Origin of the sequence: Leptolyngbya sp. ST-U4, assembly GCF_039962215.1 — a bacterium.
Classification (GTDB): domain Bacteria; phylum Cyanobacteriota; class Cyanobacteriia; order Elainellales; family Elainellaceae; genus Leptolyngbya_A.
This window is the reverse complement of the sequence record NZ_JAMPKZ010000038.1, coordinates 1-17,402: the sequence shown is the minus strand read 5'-3', so window position 1 is coordinate 17,402 and position 17,402 is coordinate 1. Positions and strand designations below refer to the sequence as shown.

The 17,402-nt window shown below is 47.9% G+C and carries 15 protein-coding genes and 1 pseudogene; 12 read left to right on the top strand and 4 right to left on the bottom strand.

Translation table 11 applies throughout. The features are described 5' to 3' along the window. Positions 1-14 precede the first annotated feature (14 nt). From NDA02_RS25090 to NDA02_RS25075, 4 genes and pseudogenes are all read left to right on the top strand, one after another. Positions 15-221 carry a hypothetical protein gene (locus NDA02_RS25090; RefSeq protein ID WP_348256146.1) on the top strand — a complete coding sequence of 69 codons (207 nt, stop codon included), beginning with the start codon at positions 15-17 and terminating at the stop codon, positions 219-221. 54 nt (positions 222-275) lie between these two features. Next, positions 276-1,466 (top strand): 2OG-Fe(II) oxygenase, encoded by a 1,191-nt coding sequence (locus tag NDA02_RS25085; protein WP_190794924.1) that lies wholly within the window; start codon positions 276-278, stop codon positions 1,464-1,466. 10 nt (positions 1,467-1,476) lie between these two features. Further along, the gene (locus NDA02_RS25080) at positions 1,477-1,776 is read left to right on the top strand and encodes a hypothetical protein (protein WP_190794923.1); all 300 of its coding nucleotides are present in this window, start codon (positions 1,477-1,479) and stop codon (positions 1,774-1,776) included. 511 nt (positions 1,777-2,287) lie between these two features. Beyond that, positions 2,288-2,471 (top strand): annotated as a pseudogene (locus NDA02_RS25075) (hypothetical protein). Positions 2,472-2,596: 125 nt separating this feature from the next. Here NDA02_RS25075 and NDA02_RS25070 read toward each other — a convergent pair. Then, on the bottom strand, positions 2,597-3,616 hold the full coding sequence (locus NDA02_RS25070; protein ID WP_190794922.1) for a DUF389 domain-containing protein: 1,020 nt from the start codon (positions 3,614-3,616) through the stop codon (positions 2,597-2,599). A 135-nt stretch (positions 3,617-3,751) separates the two neighbouring features. Between NDA02_RS25070 and NDA02_RS25065 the strand changes: the two genes are divergently transcribed. The 5 genes from NDA02_RS25065 (at position 3,752) to NDA02_RS25045 (ending at position 10,350) form a co-directional block, all read left to right on the top strand. Further along, positions 3,752-5,314 (top strand): Na+/H+ antiporter, encoded by a 1,563-nt coding sequence (locus NDA02_RS25065; RefSeq protein WP_348256145.1) that lies wholly within the window; start codon positions 3,752-3,754, stop codon positions 5,312-5,314. A gap of 454 nt (positions 5,315-5,768) precedes the next feature. Next, positions 5,769-7,052, top strand: coding sequence for a TIGR00341 family protein (locus NDA02_RS25060; RefSeq protein ID WP_190791178.1), 1,284 nt, complete (start codon positions 5,769-5,771; stop codon positions 7,050-7,052). A gap of 18 nt (positions 7,053-7,070) precedes the next feature. Then, positions 7,071-7,886: a potassium channel family protein gene (locus tag NDA02_RS25055; protein WP_190791177.1), complete on the top strand. Its 816-nt coding sequence runs from the start codon at positions 7,071-7,073 to the stop codon at positions 7,884-7,886. Between the two features lie 107 nt (positions 7,887-7,993). After that, positions 7,994-9,031 (top strand): mechanosensitive ion channel family protein, encoded by a 1,038-nt coding sequence (locus tag NDA02_RS25050; RefSeq protein WP_190791176.1) that lies wholly within the window; start codon positions 7,994-7,996, stop codon positions 9,029-9,031. Next, entirely contained in the window at positions 9,028-10,350 is a 1,323-nt protein-coding gene (locus tag NDA02_RS25045; protein WP_348256144.1) for a DUF2254 domain-containing protein, read from the top strand. Before NDA02_RS25050 ends, NDA02_RS25045 begins: the two co-directional genes overlap by 4 nt. Before the next feature lie 72 nt (positions 10,351-10,422). On the opposite strand, the gene NDA02_RS25040 is transcribed toward NDA02_RS25045, so the two are convergent. Further along, positions 10,423-11,709 carry a mechanosensitive ion channel domain-containing protein gene (locus tag NDA02_RS25040; RefSeq protein ID WP_190791174.1) on the bottom strand — a complete coding sequence of 429 codons (1,287 nt, stop codon included), beginning with the start codon at positions 11,707-11,709 and terminating at the stop codon, positions 10,423-10,425. 172 nt (positions 11,710-11,881) lie between these two features. On the opposite strand from NDA02_RS25040, the gene NDA02_RS25035 reads away from it, so the two are divergent. Further along, positions 11,882-12,340 (top strand): DDE-type integrase/transposase/recombinase, encoded by a 459-nt coding sequence (locus NDA02_RS25035; RefSeq protein WP_190791173.1) that lies wholly within the window; start codon positions 11,882-11,884, stop codon positions 12,338-12,340. On the opposite strand, the gene NDA02_RS25030 is transcribed toward NDA02_RS25035, so the two are convergent. Then, on the bottom strand, positions 12,288-13,217 hold the full coding sequence (locus NDA02_RS25030) for an IS5 family transposase (protein ID WP_348256143.1): 930 nt from the start codon (positions 13,215-13,217) through the stop codon (positions 12,288-12,290). The genes NDA02_RS25035 and NDA02_RS25030 overlap by 53 nt on opposite strands. 382 nt (positions 13,218-13,599) lie before the next feature. Between NDA02_RS25030 and NDA02_RS25025 the strand changes: the two genes are divergently transcribed. After that, a complete protein-coding gene (locus NDA02_RS25025; RefSeq protein ID WP_348256142.1) occupies positions 13,600-13,791 on the top strand; it encodes a hypothetical protein in 192 nt (63 codons plus the stop codon). A gap of 936 nt (positions 13,792-14,727) precedes the next feature. Here NDA02_RS25025 and NDA02_RS25020 read toward each other — a convergent pair. Further along, positions 14,728-16,920 (bottom strand): protelomerase family protein, encoded by a 2,193-nt coding sequence (locus NDA02_RS25020; RefSeq protein WP_348256141.1) that lies wholly within the window; start codon positions 16,918-16,920, stop codon positions 14,728-14,730. Positions 16,921-17,181: 261 nt separating this feature from the next. Between NDA02_RS25020 and NDA02_RS25015 the strand changes: the two genes are divergently transcribed. Beyond that, positions 17,182-17,402: hypothetical protein (locus tag NDA02_RS25015; RefSeq protein WP_348256140.1), on the top strand; the 221-nt coding region annotated here is incomplete at its 3' end.

Sequence of the window (17,402 nt, the reverse complement as noted above, 5' to 3'; positions counted from 1 at the left end):
TGAAGGATCGAACAATGCCTCAAATTCACGCTGATTCAAATTTTGAAAACTACCCTTTATACATTGGATTGGAAGTTAATCGACTGCCTGAGCTTTGTGAACCTTATGAGCTCAATGAAGATGCTTTAGAACAAATTCTCGAACCAGCAAACGTATTGAAGAACGAATCAAAGTTAGAATCTACCCCACCTGTTCTAGATTCTGAGAATCCTTGCTTGTAGGGAGTATTTGAATTCCTTTCAAAATTGGATCGAGTCAATTCCTCTGTTGCCTTTATGACATTTCTCGCCGCAGGTGATCCAGTTCCCTGGTTCATAGCTTCCTCCAGTTCCAACCCTGCCTATCACTTTAGTGCAGTAGGTGGTTATCGGATTATCCTTTCTTTCCTTGGTCGCTTTAGTAACCAATCCTGCGCTAAGGTTCTACAGGATTTTGCGGCACTACAGCCACAGCTTGAACAATACGAAGTTCCATTCTTTGGAGTCACAATTAATCCAGAAGATATCGTTCTGAAAGAGTTAATCAAGATTCCGTCCTATTTCAAACTAATCTGGGATTTCGATCGCTTCGTCAGCTTACGATATGGCGTACTGCCAGATGAGTCCAATCCAGATTTCTATCGCCCAGCAACTCTGGTCCTCAATGAGAATCTTCATGTTCTCAAGGTGTTTCCCCTAGAGAATCCTGAAAGCCATGTTGCTGATGTATTTCGCTTTATCGAAAGTCTTCCAGTACCAGAGCCAGCAATGATGGCGGTCAGGCAGGCTCCCGTCCTTTTCATCCCCGATGTAATCGATCCAGAATTCTGTGAATTTCTGATTCATCTTTATCAAGCCAACGGAGGAAGAAATTCAGGCTTTATGCGGCAGATTGATGGCAAAACAGTAGAAGTTTTGGACGCCGATTTTAAGCAGCGTAAGGACTTTCATATTACTGATACAGCCCATCTACAAGCCATTAATGATTTAATCTTGCGGCGGGTAAAACCAGAAATTGAGAAAGCCTTTCAATTTAGTATTACTCGATTTGAACGTTACCTTGTCGCTTGCTACGATGCTGAAACACAAGGTTTCTTTAACCGCCATCGGGACAATACGACCAAAGGCACTGCCCATCGTCGCTTTGCTATGACAATCAACCTGAATACGGGAAATTATACGGGTGGCTGTCTTCGTTTTCCAGAATACGGTAATCGCCTCTACCGTCCTCGAGTGGGCGAAGCCGTCATCTTTTCCTGTTCGCTGCTGCATGAAGTGACGCCTGTGTTAAGCGGAAAACGGTTTGCCTTATTATCCTTTTTCTATAACGATGAGGATGCTAAAATTCGCGATCGCAATCAAAAGTATGTTGTCCTTAACTCAGAGCAGCAGACCAACAGTGATAAAAAGCAAGAATCTCAAGTAAAGTCGCTTGGGTTCCAGGGTAACTCCCAATCCAGATATCGCAAAAAGCGTCGTAAATCGTAAAGCAGATGCTATGCCAAAACATCATATTGTCATTACTGGGACTGGTCGTGCTGGAACAACATTTCTAGTTCGGCTATTTACAGCTTTAGGTCTTGATACTGGATTTGATGACTTTACATCAGCCGTTCACCCAAACTGCAATGCTGGGATGGAGTGGGATATTCATCAGGAAAATGTACCCTACATCATAAAGAATCCGTGGTTGTGTGATTACCTTGATAAGGTTCTAGAAAGCACTGATACTGTCATTAATTACGCGATTGTCCCTGTTCAAGACCTCTTTCGGCAGCGGAAAGGCAGCGAGACGTAGCACGAAGAAGTGACGCTTCCCTTTATCCAGAAGGAATTTATGGAGGTCTTTAGCACACATTTGACCCATAGCAACAGGAAACCGTATTAGCCAATCAACTCTACAAGATTGTCTATACAATTGCAAAGCATGATGTTCCCCTGACATTATTATATTTTCCCAGGTTAGCCAATGACCCAGAGTATCTTTTTGAAAAGATTAAATTCATGCTGGATGGAATAGAGCCATGAAAAATTCTTAGAAATATTTTTGAAAGTAGTGCGTTCAGAGCTAGTTCATGAATTTCGTCGAGAACCTATATAGCAACGTGATTAGAATAGAGCCGATAGAGCAGAATTAAAGGATTGCAAATTTTTAAAAAATATATTCTTACTTTAAAAACGAAACGGTTATGACAATAAGCAAGTCAAGTGGATGAAATTTTGAGGCTAGTGATAGAACTTCCGGACGAAGATGCATAATTAAGTAAGCGATTAAAATTTAAACGTAATAGCGTGTTAGAAACATAATTATGAATATCCTTGCTTGGATTATTTTGGGTTTTATTGATTGAGGGTAGTATTATGAGTATCATCAAGACAGGAACACTACAGCTTGCTGCCGCCAGTTTGAGCATTCCTGGAATTATCGTGGCGATTATCGGAGCAATGATTGCAATCTTTATCTGGGAATCACTGAGCCGTCGTTGTGTTTAAACTTCAGGGCTTCTGTTATAGGATGCCAATAAGTACCGCTATTTCTCATAACTCACCGCACACTCCTGGCTTAGCAAAAGTCAGGGGTTTCTTGAGCAATTTAGTTTTACAGCCCAGTATGAATACTAATACTCCCGTTGATTAAGCGAATCAAAGGTTTCTCGCTGAACTTCCTCGACCTGTCCCACCACAAAAATGAGCGTAAATGGCTGTCCCATTTCACGCTGCAAAAACTCCTCCAGCAAGGCAACCTGTTTGGGAGTAATGGGTTCTTTAGCACGGACATTGAGCCTAACTTCGGGCGGGGTAGTGTGCCAGTTGGTTCTGCTGGTCAGGAGTTCGACTCGTTGAAAGGTAATGGTGCGATTGAGCAATGTCTGCCGGATGGTGGCTTCGAGATGTGCCTGTCTTACTAATCTACTAGAGCTAATACCCAGCGGCAGCAGCAAAATGGCGGTAAATGCCAGCGCACAAGTTAACGGTTTATGGGCATTGCGAAATGAAGCATAGCCTGTGAGCAAAAAAGTCAACATACAGGAGAGCATGATCCCCAGTAGATTTGTTGCATAGAGCAGGGTTGCTCCCTGGCTGAGTGACCAGTTTGCCTGAGATAACCCCAAACCCATCACACAAATTGGCGGCATTAGGGCAACCGCGATCGCTGTTCCTGCCAGACTTCCTGAAATCTTGGGTTGCACCTTTGCATAACCGCTAATGCCTCCCGCGACAATTGCTACCCCCAGATCGAGCAGCGTCGGCTCCGATCGTGCCCAAACTTCGCTGCCAAAATTTTCGATGCCGACCAGCCATCCTACACTGTAGGCGAGAGCGACTGCCAGTAAAGTTCCGGCAATAATTGCGATTGCGCCTTGCCGAAGCAAGATGACGTCTCCCCGAAGCGCACCAAAAGCTAAGCCACGAATAGGCAGCATGAGCGGAGCAATAATCATTGCGCCAATAATGACGGCAGTGCTGTTTGCTAACAAGCCAAAAGTGGCAATCAGGCATGAACTCACGATTAAAATCAGATAGGATAGGTCAGGCGTAGATTCCTTTAGTATCTCGGTTTGAAGCTGCTGGAGCGGAACTAGAGCTTCGCCTCGACTTCTAAAATTCCTGAACCGATGTTTAATTCCTTTCGACATCTGCTCCTCCTCAAGCCACAAAATTCTAGAAGTAACGAGATGCGGATTTCTGCCAGCATCCTACCTTAAGACTGTGGCAGTTATTTGATAATAGTTTGAAGAGATTAGGTTGGTTAAAAAAAATTAAGGTGAAGTATGGCAATTGATCCAGCGACGGCTGAAATGACGATCGAGACCAATCTGAAGCAGTTTTTGCTGGTGCTGTCCGTCTCCCTAAGTGTGGCAACGCTACCCCGTGTGTTTAGCTGGTTTCGGCGCATTCCTTACACTTTGCTGCTGGTGATTGTCGGTTTAGGGCTAGCGTTTGTCGACGTACGGTTAGTCGATCTGTCGCCTGCCTTGATCCTGTCTATCTTTTTGCCACCGCTGCTGTTTGAAGCTGCCTGGAATATTAGATGGCCGAAATTGAAGGAGCAAGCCTTGCCCATTTGCCTGTTTGCGGTGCTAGGAGTTGTAATTGCAATCGTTGGCATCGCGCTGGGGCTGAATTGGTTTGCAGGGGTTTCGCTCACAACTGCTCTACTGCTGGGAGCCAGTTTGTCTGCGACCGACCCTGTTTCAGTAATTGCGCTATTTCGAGAGTTGGGGGTGGGAAGCCGTCTTAGCATCGTCATGGAAGGCGAAAGCCTCTTCAATGATGGCATCGCGGTTGTCGCATTTAGTTTTCTGGTTGCCCTGCCGCTTGGAACAGCGGATTTGAGCGTTCAATCGGCGGTGCTTCAGTTTATGCGTGTTATGGGTATTGGTATTGCAGGCGGCAGCCTGATTGGATTTGGCATCTCCTATTTGACACAGCGGTTTGATCTGCCGCTAGTGGAACAGTCGCTAACACTGGTTTCTGCCTATGGCACTTATTTGATTGTTGATGATCTGGGTGGTTCTGGGGTAATTGGAGTCGTGACGACCGGATTAATTTTAGGCAACTTTGGTTCTCGCATTGGCATGAATCCCCGCACTCGAATTATTGTTAGCGAGTTTTGGGAGTTTCTCGCCTTTTTCGTAAACTCGATTGTTTTTCTACTGATTGGTGATCAGATTCGCTTCGATATCCTGGGACAAAATCTGGGCACGATCGTCATTACCCTCGTTGCGATGATTGTGACACGAGCAATCTCCATCTATGGTTTAAGCGCAATCAGCAATCGCTTCACCCAATCCAAAATTATGCTACCTGAACAAACAGTTTTGCTCTGGGGTGGACTGCGGGGGTCTGTATCGATCGCCCTGGCATTAAGTGTTCCTGTGATTCTGCCTGCTCGAGAAGAAATCATTGCCACAGTGTTTGGGGTCGTGCTATTCACGCTGTTAGTGCAGGGACTCACGGTTCAGCCACTGCTGCAGAAGCTAAATTTATTGGGTGATCAGCCCTTACGTCAGCAGTTCCAGGAAACAGTCGCTCGTTTAGCCGCTATGAAACGGGTTTTGCAGCAGCTAGGTCAGCCAGAAAATCGCCCTGCCATTGAGCCGGAGTTTTACCGTTATCAGGAGGCTCTGATTAATGGCGAAATCGAACGATTGACCGCAGAAATCGATACCTTACAGGACGAAAATCCAGACCTCCGCATCTTTGCAGCAGAACAATTTAAGCAGGAACTGCTGGCGATTGAAGCAGATACTTATGCTGAGTTGGTTCGCACAGGCAGACTCAACCGGGAACTGTCTTCTTTTCTTCAGGAGGATTCATCAGAGGAAGTTTAAAGGGTTACTGAATATAACCTTGATCAGGATCAGAAGTAGATACAGCAAATTCAGAGGGTGTAATTGGTGTACCTCGCTGCCGAGCATAAACCTTGGTGAACGCGGCTGGAACATAGCTGTGTTTCATTGAGCAGTAGAGCGATTCTTCGAGTTGAATAAAGTAGTGTTGTGCAAATTGACAAATCTGCACCCGTTAAGGCATAGAGTCTGTAACGAATAAGGAAATTAAATATTTTCCTTAGAATAAGAGCGTACCCTTAGAAGGTGGAGAAATTGTGCAGAAATTTAGTGAAATCTGTTAGTCCTAAAACTCATCTATCAGTAGCAGGGGATTGAATTTAAACGAAATGAACTGTCATCCTCTCCATTATCAAAAAACATGCCTCTACAATCTTCCCTTAGCTAGAGATCGAATTTCTTAGCAGTACGGGATGGTTAGTAGCAGGAGGGTATTATGCGGCAACTTATCGTTCAGGTTCCACAGGGACACGGCAAGGATGTCCTGAATATTGCCAAAGATCATCAGGGCGTGAATCTGGTTCAGATTGAAGCGAATAGCCTCGATCACGCCCTGGATTTAGTGATTGTGTATATTTCTAACCGCAGAGTTGAAGATTTTCTCAGACAATTGGAAAGTTTGCCGGATGTCCATATTACCCTGCTGCCTTCTGGGGTCATGGCACTCCATCCACCTAGCAATCAAGCTGCAGAACAGGTTACGAATGTTGAGCCTCGTAGTCCGGTGGAAGTTTTTTTGTCGGGATTACAAAGCGTTGGCTCCTGGAAGGGCTTTTTAGGGTATGCTGCCCTGGGAGGCGTGGTAGCCTGGATAGGGCTTTTTACTAATACGATTTATCTTTTAACTGCTGCAATGCTAATCGCACCCTTTGCAGGTCCAGCGATGACTGCTGCGATTGCAACAGCAAGGGGCGATCGAAAACTTTTAGGGCGCAGTCTTGCGAGATACTTTTCTGCCTTGAGCCTGACGATAGCAATCGCTGCGCTCCTCAGCCTTCTATTCGGACAGTCGATCGCCACTTCTCAGATGATTGAACGCAGCCAGGTATCAGTAACGGCTATATTACTACCTCTGGCTGCCGGAGCCGCAGGCGCATTAAATTTGGTGCAGTCGGAGCGCAGCAGCCTGGTGTCTGGAGCCGCAACTGGAATGCTGGTGGCTGCCTCGCTTGCTCCACCTGCCGGGGTTGTGGGAATGGCAGTGGCGATTGGTCGATGGGATTTGGCGACAGGCAGTTTATTCTTATTGCTGCTACAGCTTTGTGGCATTAATCTATCCGCTGCTCTCTTGTTTCGCAGGTTTGGACTCTCTACAAGGGGTGCAAGGTACACTCGTGGCAAAAAACTGGTCTTTCCTATTGCTCTACTTATTACAGCACTGGCATTAATCGGATTATTAGTGTGGCAGCTCGCCAACTCACCGAATTTACAGCGAGCGAGCCTTAGTCAACGAGCCAATGCAGAAGTACACCAGGTAATTGGGCAAGAGCCTTCAGCTCAGCTTGTAGAAGCCAACGTACGGTTTACCCGATCAAGTATTTCGGGACAAAATACATTGCTCACAGTTTTGTATGTGCAGCGATCGCCGGATGCAACTGAATCTGATGCGATAATCCGCGATCGTCTCACCAAGGCAATTCAAGCCCGTTTGACAGAGCAGTATAAAAATATCACTCCCTTAGTAAGCGTGAACGTTCTTGCACCACCCAATCAGAATTGATGACGAGAGGATCAGTTGATGAGCCGTGATACAAATTTGTCCTCAAAACGCGTCTTGGAGCAGGAGCAGAATGAGATTCTGCAACAGATTGAGAATTGGCTGGAAATTCCCATGCTGCTGCTCAGCTTTGTGTGGCTTGTCCTGTTTGTGGTTGAGTTAATTTGGGGACTCTCACCCCTGCTGGACACACTGGGGATTACGATCTGGATTGTCTTTATTCTCAACTTTGGACTGGAACTTTTTCTGGCTCCACGCAAGTTGGCTTACTTGAAACGGAATTGGCTGCTTGCCATTTCGCTCCTGTTGCCTGCTCTACGAGTGTTGCGAGTCGTAAAAGTAGTGCGGGCATTCCAAACAGTTCGTGCTGCCAGAGGACTGCAACTGTTGCGAGTGATGACCCGTGCGAATGGCGGAATGCGAGTATTAGCGGCAAGCTTCAATCGCCGAGGCTTTGGTTATGTAGTGGGATTAACGGCAGTCATTACTCTGATTGGATCCGCTGGAATGTTTGCCTTCGAGCATGAGGTTCCTGAGTCTACTCTAACTGACTACGGAGCTACACTCTGGTGGACAGCAATGGTGATGACCACAATGGGAGCAGATTACTTTCCACAAACGCCAGAGGGACGAATCCTGTGCTTTTTGCTGGCGCTTTATGCCTTTGCGGTTTTTGGCTATGTCACTGCAACCCTCGCCACCTTTTTTGTGGGTCGAGATGCTGAAAATCCAGAAGCAGAGGTGGCAGGAGCAAAGGGAATCGCTGAGCTACAGGCAGAAATTACGGCATTGAGAGGTGAACTTCAAGCTCTATTACATCAGAAGCAGGAAAAATGACGGTTTGAGCTACGATCGTGCCTTTCTCCGCTAGCCACTTTCGATAGAGGTTACTCCAATGACTTCTGGATAACATTAGCGGCGAAGGTGAACGGAAGGCTTTCAAAATGAACATTGAAATTTCTGCTGCTTGGCAAAAGATGCAGGGCATGATTAACGGATTCATTGCCCTAATTCCCAATATCGTGCTGGCAATCGTTGTCTTTGCTATCTTCTTTGTAGTTGCTAGAATGATTCGGCGGCTGGTGGGACGTTTAACCCAGAAGCGTCGTCATGCTCGTAACTTGGGGCTAATTCTAGGACGACTTGCCCAGTGGATTATTCTGCTAGTGGGTTTGTTTGTTTCGCTGTCGATCGTCATTCCCACCCTAAAAGCAGGCGATCTCGTTCAGCTATTGGGAATTAGTGGGGTGGCGATCGGTTTTGCCTTCCGGGACATCCTACAAAACTTTCTGGCGGGAATTCTGATTTTACTCACCGAACCCTTTCAGCTAGACGACCAGATTATCTTCAAGGATTTTGAGGGCACGGTTGAGAATATCCAGACTCGCGCCACGACGATTAGAACCTACGACGGTCGCCGGATTGTAATTCCCAACTCGGAGCTATTTACTAATTCTGTCACCGTCAATACTGCCTTTGAGCATCGTCGGTTAGAGTACGATGTGGGAATTGGGTACAGCGATGATATTGATGAAGCAAAACGGCTAATTTTAGAAGCCATTCATGAAACAGAAGGCATTTTGTCCGATCCTGCACCGGATGCGATCGTTGTAGATTTAGCAGAAAGCACAGTCAATATTCGTGCTCGCTGGTGGGTTAAACCGCCTCGCCGTGCTGATGTGCTGAATTTGCAGGACCGGGCACTTACAGCGATTAAGAATAAACTAGTTGCAAACGGCATTGACCTCCCCTTCCCGACACAGCAAATTCTGTTTCATGACCAAACCGAGGAAACGGATGGCGATCGCTCTCGGCAGCGCGAAGGTTGGCCCGCAGGTAAGCAGGAAGTTCCCAAATCAGGTAGCATCGGTGGTTCACTGCGAAAATTAGCACAAATCCGATCGCACCGCGCTACGACGCGGAGCGCAGCGACAAGTCGATCGCAGCGCGATGGCAACGGTCGTACGACAAATGACGCATGAAAAATACAAAGCTCAGCAAGTTTTGGGATACGCTGCGATCGAGCTACTGGTTTTTACCCACCCTAATTGCAGGAATTGCTTTTGTACTGGCATTGGTGCTGCTCGAGATTGATCGATCGGGAAATGCGCCGAACTGGGGGTGGCTCTATACCGGAGGCCCAGATGGAGCCAGAGCAATGCTTTCAACTATTGCAAGCTCGATGGCAACCGTTGCGGGAACGGCATTTTCGATCACAATCGTTGCCCTACAACTCGCTGCTTCCAACTTTGGCCCCCGCCTGCTGCGAAACTTTATGCAGGACATGGGCAATCAGATCGTTTTAGGAACTTTCCTTGGCACATTTCTCTACTGCCTGCTGGTGCTGCGAAATATTCGCGGAGAGGATTTTAATCAGTTTGTGCCGCAGCTCTCTATTACGGTTGGAATGGTGCTAGCGATCGTCAGCGTGCTGGTTTTGATTTATTTTATTCACCATGCCTCGACCATTATTCAGGTTTCTCAAGTCATTACTGATGTCGGCAGAGAGCTAGATCGGGCCATCGATCGCTTATTTCCAGAACAGCTTGGACACCGCGCACAGCATCAAAGACCTGTCGGAGAAATTCCCAGCGATTTTGAGGCGCGATCGACATTGGTTCGCTCTCAGGACAAGGGATATTTACAAGCTATCGATGATGAGGAACTGATGAAAATTGCTTGTCAAACAGATGGGCTGCTGTGGCTGAAAACTCAACCTGGAAAATACCTGATTTCCGGTAGCCCACTCGTCTCGGTTTACCCGAAAGAACGCTATTCTTCTGCACTATTTAAGAAAATCAATCGAGTCTTTATTTTTGGTAAAGAGCGCACTGAGCAACAGGATATTGCCTTTCCAATCCAACAGCTTGTTGAGATTGCGCTGCGGGCAATTTCTCCAGCGGTGAATGATCCGTTTACGGCGATTCGCTGCATCGATCGATTGGGTGCAGGATTTAGTCAACTGGTTCAACGCGATTTTCCTTCGCCCTACCGCTACGACAAATTCCACAATCTGCGAGTTATTGCTGAACCCGTAAAGCTAGAATACTTGTTTGATTGCGCCTTTAGCCCGATTCGCCAGTATGGCCAATCCGATTCAGCAGTTATGTCGCACCTGTTAGATGCGATCGCTCTCATCGCATACTATGCGAAAACGCCAGAACAAAAGCGTGCTTTGCGTCATCATGCAGAAATGATTCTACGAGGTAGCCAGCAGGGATTGTCAGAGGAGTGGGATCGACAAATGATAGAAGAACGATATCAAGCTGTCTTAGAGACGCTGGATCAAAGACAATACTAACAATTCGATCACCACTGTCACCAACGATCCAATTCGCTGGTCAATCCCTATAGCAATCCGTAAGGCTTTCGCTCATTGCGAATTTTCAAAGCCATTTGGGAACAGGGACGAGAGCTGGCTCAAAGTTTCTCTCAGTGCAGGTGCAACTTGAACAGAACGCAGATGCAAGTCGCGTTGGGGAAACGGAATTTCGATCTGCCATCGTTGAAATGCTTCAAAAATCAGAAAGTTCAGATCGCTTTTGAGCAGGAATTGGTGATTGGGCGTTTCAGTCCAAACCAGTAATTCAAAGGTGAGAGCACTGTCTCCAAACCCTTGAAATAAAACTCTTGGAGGCGGCGTTTGTAAAACGTCTGGATGGTTTTGCGCTGCTTCCAGTAACGCTGTTTGAACAGTTTTAGGGTCTGCATGGTAAGCCACACCAACCGGGATATGAAGTCGAGAAACGGGATTGCGGTGGCTCCAGTTAATTACTTCTTTCTCCAGAAAGCGTGAATTGGGCACGATGATTGACACATGATCTAGTGTTCTGATTTCGGTACTACGGGCACCAATGCGCTCTACCGTACCCTTGAATTCTCCAACTTCAACAAAGTCTCCCACCTGAATCGGTCGTTCAAACACTAGAACAAGCCCACTGCCAAAGTTTTTCGCAATATCTTGCAATCCAAATCCAATCCCAACACCCAGTGCGCTTGCCAGAATAGTGAGAGAACTTAAATCGAGTCCCCAGAGCTGTAGCACAATAATTGTGGCGATCGTCACCACGCTATACTTCGTCAGCATCGCAATGACTTCCTGCAATCCACGATTAATGCCTGCGCGCTGTAATACACGAGAACGTAGGAGATTGGTAAGCACGCCTGCCAGAATAATGACGCCAAAGAGTAAGGCGCCCAGGATGAGCAGGTCGATGATGGAGTACGCCCGTCTGCCTAAAACCATCACAGGAGCCGTAAAGCTTGAGAGGATCGAACTAATGGCTTGATTACTCCAGCGTCGCGTAGCAGGAAATAACTTCGTAATATACAGAGCAACACCAATCCATAAACTCAATCGCGCTGCACTGAGAAGCAGTTTGAGAAACAACTCCAGTGGAGCATGAACTTCAGAGTCAGTTGCCTGAATCCAACTACGGCGCTGAGCGATCGCCAGCAATCGATGCTTTAACTGTCCCAGAAAATAGTGGAGGACGATTCCACTCCCCACGATGACAGCCACCTGCACTAAGATAAAGGGCAAGCTTAAATTAGGATTGATGGCTGCCTGAGCAGCAGACTGAGCAGCAGCAGGTGAAACCAAGCAACTTAGCGTTAGGGCAAGAAAGCTCAGACGAAAGAATAATGGTCTAATAGGCATGGATCAAAAAATTGCTCAGCAGCACAATCATGCCAGTAAAACCGTTATAGAAATAGCTCCCATGAGCAAATTCAACCCTGGGAATGAACATTAAGACTTGACTGCTGCAACTCATGCGTTACACTGTTTGCGTCCGTCGATTCGCAAGGCAGTACCCTAGATTTCATGTTGAGTGCGCTCACGAGATAGCAAAGCAGCCGTTCGGTTTTTCCGTAAAGTGTTCAAAGCGCAGCACACTCAGGCTCCACGAGTCATTAAGGTGGACAATAACACAGCTTATCCAGTGGTAATGGAAATCCTGACGGATGATGAAGCACTGGCAGCAGAAATTGAGTTGCGGCAAGTGAAATACTTGAATAACGTGGTTGAGCAAGACCACAGAAACATCAAACGAATTACTAAATTAATGATGGGGTTCAAGCCAATCAATAGTGCCAAAAGAACGTTGCAAGGGATTGAGGCAATGAATATGATCAGAAAAGGACAAGTGAAAGGAGTTGGACAAGGGAACAGCGTCTTTCAAGGGCTTTGTTGCATGATTGCTAAAAGAGACAGAGCTAGACTTGAGCCAGCCCTAATTAAGCCTCAACTGCATAGCTATCTGGTTTGCAGAGTTGGATCATGCGGTTGAGTGCCGCACACTTGATGAACAGTTCTACTGCTTGATTGTCAAATTTACGTGAACTGAGCCTGTCAGTAAAGATAGTTTTGAAGCGAAACATCGTTGTTTCTGAGAGGGAACGACGATGATAATTGCTCTCTCGTTTCCAGGCTTTACGCCCAACTTTACGGATGCGTCGTAGGTTCTCATCTCGGTTGTGGCGTTCTGCTTTGGTGTTGCCGTGTTGCCAAATTCGGGCTCCTTTACGAGGCGGGATGGCCACTTTGGCTTTGCGCTTTCGCACGGCATCGTAGCATTTGCGTTGGTCATAAGCTCCATCGGCAGAAATTTGCTTAATCTCACCGCTGACTCCATCAAGAATATCGCTGAGCACTTCGGCATCGCTGATGTCATTGGTGGTCACGACTGCTGCCAGGATTTCTCCCGTTTTTTCGTCTACTCCCAAGTGCAATTTGCGCCAGGTGCGCCGTTTGCTGACACCATGCTGACGGGTTTTCCACTCTCCTTCTCCATACACCTTGACTCCAGTTGAATCGACCACCACATGCCGAGTACCACTCTTGGGAAGGACGGGTAATTTGACCGAAAGTTGGCTCAACCGTCGCGACAAGGTGCTGTGCTCAGGTACAGGCACCTCTATGCCCATCAACTCGAAGAGGGATACTAAAAAGCCTTGACACTGCCGTCCAGCTAACTTGTACACAGCTTTGACGGTTGCCATTGTACAAATGGCAAGGTCACTATAGTACTTTGAGGCTCCTGGTTTGCCGCTTAAGGTAGAAACAATCCACTGCTCTAACACGGCTTCATCAATCCAGAATGTTAGGCTTCCCTGTTGTCTCAGGGCGGCGTTATACTCAGACCAGTTGCGGATGTGGTAGCTCATTGCTGTGATCGATTGTTGGTGGTACTTCAACCCTATCACCTCCCTTCCGCAACCCCTTTATGCAACAAAGCCTAGGGGATGCTGAAAAAATACCAGCAATCATTACTACCTAAGCTGTCCATCTTTTTGCTTGTGTAGAACAGCTGTCACTTAAACCGCTTTATATCCTCGTTAACGAATTAAGTTTCCACTGGAATGAACGGTTAGGAGTACTGCTATACATAGCCTTCAAGCCCATGAAGTGAAATTAGCGGTTTTAACAGATTAAGCGTCCGAAAATAAGGGCAACAAATTAACACAATATTTGTCCGGTGGTTGGCATAGAGTTAAGGACAGCAGCTCTCACTGAACAACGCGCAACAATATCGAATCGAGGTTAGCTGTGGAAGAAGATACTAATGCGACCCGCCAAAGGCGGCAGCGCGAAGCGATCGACTTGCCCGCTACGCGAGTGCCGCAGCGCGATGCGATCGCCACCGCTTCTGCTGTAGCGAAGGATGAAGCTCATGCGATGCTGCGCTCGTTGACGGCTGTCGCGTCTCTTGCTAAATGGGTTCATACTCACTTTTGGTAAAAAGGGATGCGATCGCTGGAAAAGGCAATGTAAGCTCAAGGATCAAGATTGCTTCCAGTACTAACTTCACCAAAATTGCGCAAGAGTCCAACGAGCGAGATACACGACAACAGTTGTAAAGCATAAAAAAAGGCATCCCGTAAAGGATGCCCAAACCACAAGGAGGGGGGTATAGACCCCCGACCATGCCTTTATTATTCCCTGCGTAGAGCGGGCTTCGAGTTTCTTTGGGACAGTTGCAGATCTGGAGGAATTCCATCCCCAAAATGGTTGAAACCCTTGCCCCGTATATGGAGGAGCGATCGAACCTTGGAGGGAAAATTTAACGGAACACCTTCCCTCCAAAATTTTTCAATTCCCTCCAAGTTTTTCAAAAACGGCTGATGTCGCGTCTCCTGCTTTTCGGGTTCATACTCACTTTTGGTAAAAAGGGATGCGATCGCTTCTGCGCCGCTGCGCGATGCGCCGTAGCGCAGAAGCGATCGCTGAGAGCGCAAACGTCAGTTCAAGGGTTCAGAGGGTTTCCAACTTCAAAATCACCCAATCTGCGTAAGAGTCCATCTAGGGTGGTACGGGACACATTTCCATTGTTTCTTTTCCACATTTTGTAAATTACACCATTTGTGTTTTGTGTAATTCGCAAATACCGCATTTCTAGGATGAGAGAGGCAAGACTCTCCCTCATCTGTCACTCAACCCGCTTTTTGCCCTCGTCAACGAATTAAACATCCACTGGATGAATCGTTAGAAGTATTGCTACATGTATCTTCCAAGCTTATCCAGTTAAATTAGCGGTTTTAACAGATTGGATGTCCGAATTTTCGGCAACCAATTAACACATTATTTGACCTGTCGCGTTCGGTCTAACCGATTGCACTGCGCCGTTGTATAAGCATGATCGATCGTAGCCTTGAGGTCTTTGCCCAAGTGCCTTTTTCACTCAGATTGCGGGTCGAACTGATGGACGATCGCCTCTAACTCCTGGATCGCCTTACCCTCAACAAACCGATCGTAAATAGTTTTGAGTTGCTTGCGATCCTTCTCTTTACCATTGCTTCTTTGATTTAGCCCGATCGATGTATTGTGCTGGTCAATTTGACTCACAGCAGCGGGATGGCTTTGCAGCCAGGGAGTGACGACTAAGGCGGGATTTGCCCCAGCGGCGGTAGCGATGATATTACCCGATAAATACCAGCGATCGATGGGGCGGCAGTGCTGGTTATAGTCCATGAGTGCGGTGATAGCGATCGGGACCCGATCGGATGGCGATAGCTTCCCTGCCGGTGGTCTACCCGGAGCCGGGCGTTGAGTCGGTGCAGGCGGTTGTACGGGCGGTTGTGCGGGTGGCTGGCTCACAGATTGCTGCTGCTGAGCCGGTGCTGCTGGGGGGGCAGGCGTGGGAGTAGACTGGATGCCTGCCCATTCTTGAGCCGTCGCAGCAATGGTCTGGAGCCTATCGTTCGCCTGCTTCAGTTCAGCGCAGAGGCGATCGATCTCCTGCTGTTGCTGTTCAGTCTGCTGGCGCAATTGCTCAACCTCCGCTCCCGCTTGTCCAGCATTCATTTGCTGTTTGATCGCCGCCAGTTCTTCCAGCAGCGGAGCAAGCAGTTCACTCGGGTTCGGTGCAGCCGGAGCGGGTGTAGGCTGAGCGGCAGCTTGCAGCACTTGTTCGAGTAGAGATTGATAGCCCGCTCGGACCGGTGCATCGATCCCCAGGCGATCAGCAGCAGCCGTCAAATCGACCACATTCACGCGCAAGTCGCGATAGCGGGGTCGGTTGCGCTTAGGCTTGCTCGGCTGCTCAGTCGCCGCCGGTGCGAATTCGGGCAGCGGTGCTGTCGTCGATCGCCGCTTTGGTTCCTGGTCAATCAAAGTTTGCAAATCGGTCGCGATCGTCTCAACCTCGTGCTGAGTTGGGGACATTGCTTCTTCCTCATCGGGAGTGGGGTCAAGTACTGGGGTGCTAGAATCCAGGCGATCCGCCTCTGGCGACTGCGCGAAGCGGTCGTTCGCTTGCTGCTGAGTGTCTAGCTGTTGTGGGGTCGGACTGGGTAGGGGATTCGCCATCAACTTGATCCCCGTCACCGTAATTGGCTTACCCTGGTCATCCACCAAGCGATAGCCGAAATAGTGAGCAGTTGAACTACTGTTGGCAGCATCGCGCATATCAGCGGCAGCGACGTGCCCTAAGTAGAACTGCAACCATCGCTGCTCATTCACCCCCTGACCCGGAAGCCAGTAGTGGATCGCGACCCTGGCATAAGCCGCCCGGAGTCGATGGATCGACACGCTTTGGAATCCCGGCAGCAGCGGCAGAATTTGCGTGTCCTGGAAGGAGCGACGCACCCGCGTGTTCACCCTCGCTCTGAACGCAGCCACCTCCTGATCCTCGCTCTTGAGTCCTGCCAGCGCTTCAACTGGAAGCATGGCCCGAAAGCGGTCGATCGCCTCCTTCACCTGAGCAGCCGGAAGCAGAGTCAAAATAGCATACTCTACAGGGTCAGCCTTCTTAAGTTGCCCGTCAAACATCAAAACGTAAGAGTGCTTGGTCGTGCTGAACTTGCCCGACACCACAACCTCTGTATGCCTGCGTCCCGTCACCGCAGCGATGCCCACTGCCAGCGTTTCAGGTTCTTCTGATTGCAGCAGTTCAATCGCCTTCTCCAAATATCGATCGGGGTTAAACGGCTGGGGGGTGTCCTGTCTCTGGTTGTTGCCAACGTGGGTCTGTTTGCGGTTCGCCACATAGATCGCGTTATCGTAGCGCATCAAATCGTAGGCAAGATGATTGAGCGACTGAATCGGCTCACCCGTCCGTTGTTTGTGTCCGTTGAACAGGTAAGAAGTCTCGTCCGTCATCGGCAATTTGCCCTGCTCAGCGGCCTGGGCAATCGCCTTACGATAGGCAGAAAGATAGTTCGTCGTGCTGTTCGTGCCAGCCCCATACCCCGCTTCCAGCAGTTCGATTTCATCGCGGCACAATTTTTCGATCGCCTTTGCCGATCGGAGAGTTTGCAGTTGATCGATGAAGTCTTGCACCAGCACAGCGCGCTCCTCAGTGCTAAGCTTTCTCTTATCCCCTCGCTCAACCCGATCGCGATACTCGCTAATAATTTCTGCTCTATTCATATTTGTGCTTTCTTATACACATACATATTATATACGCTATTTAATTTATATGCAACAGTTCAAGCAAGATACGCAACTCAAGACAATAGCTTTTCACTGGGATTTACGCCCTCATTTCACTGATACAAATTGCTTATACCCTCTTATTCTTACACATAACTTGATTAAATATTTGTATACGCATAGGCACAACAAGCGGTATTTCTTATATGCATAACCACAAAAACGATCGCCACAAATACTTACGAAACGCTAAAAGGCATGCCTAGCAATGGTTACAGCGATCGCACTACTCCCCCACCATTGTTGTATATATACAAGACGATCGCCACAAATACTTACGAAACGCTAAAACGCACATCCTGCAACGGTTACAGCGATCGCACTACTCCCCCACCATTGTTGTATATATACAAGACGATCGCCACAAATACTTACGAAACGCTAAAACGCACATCCTGCAACGGTTACAGCGATCGCAC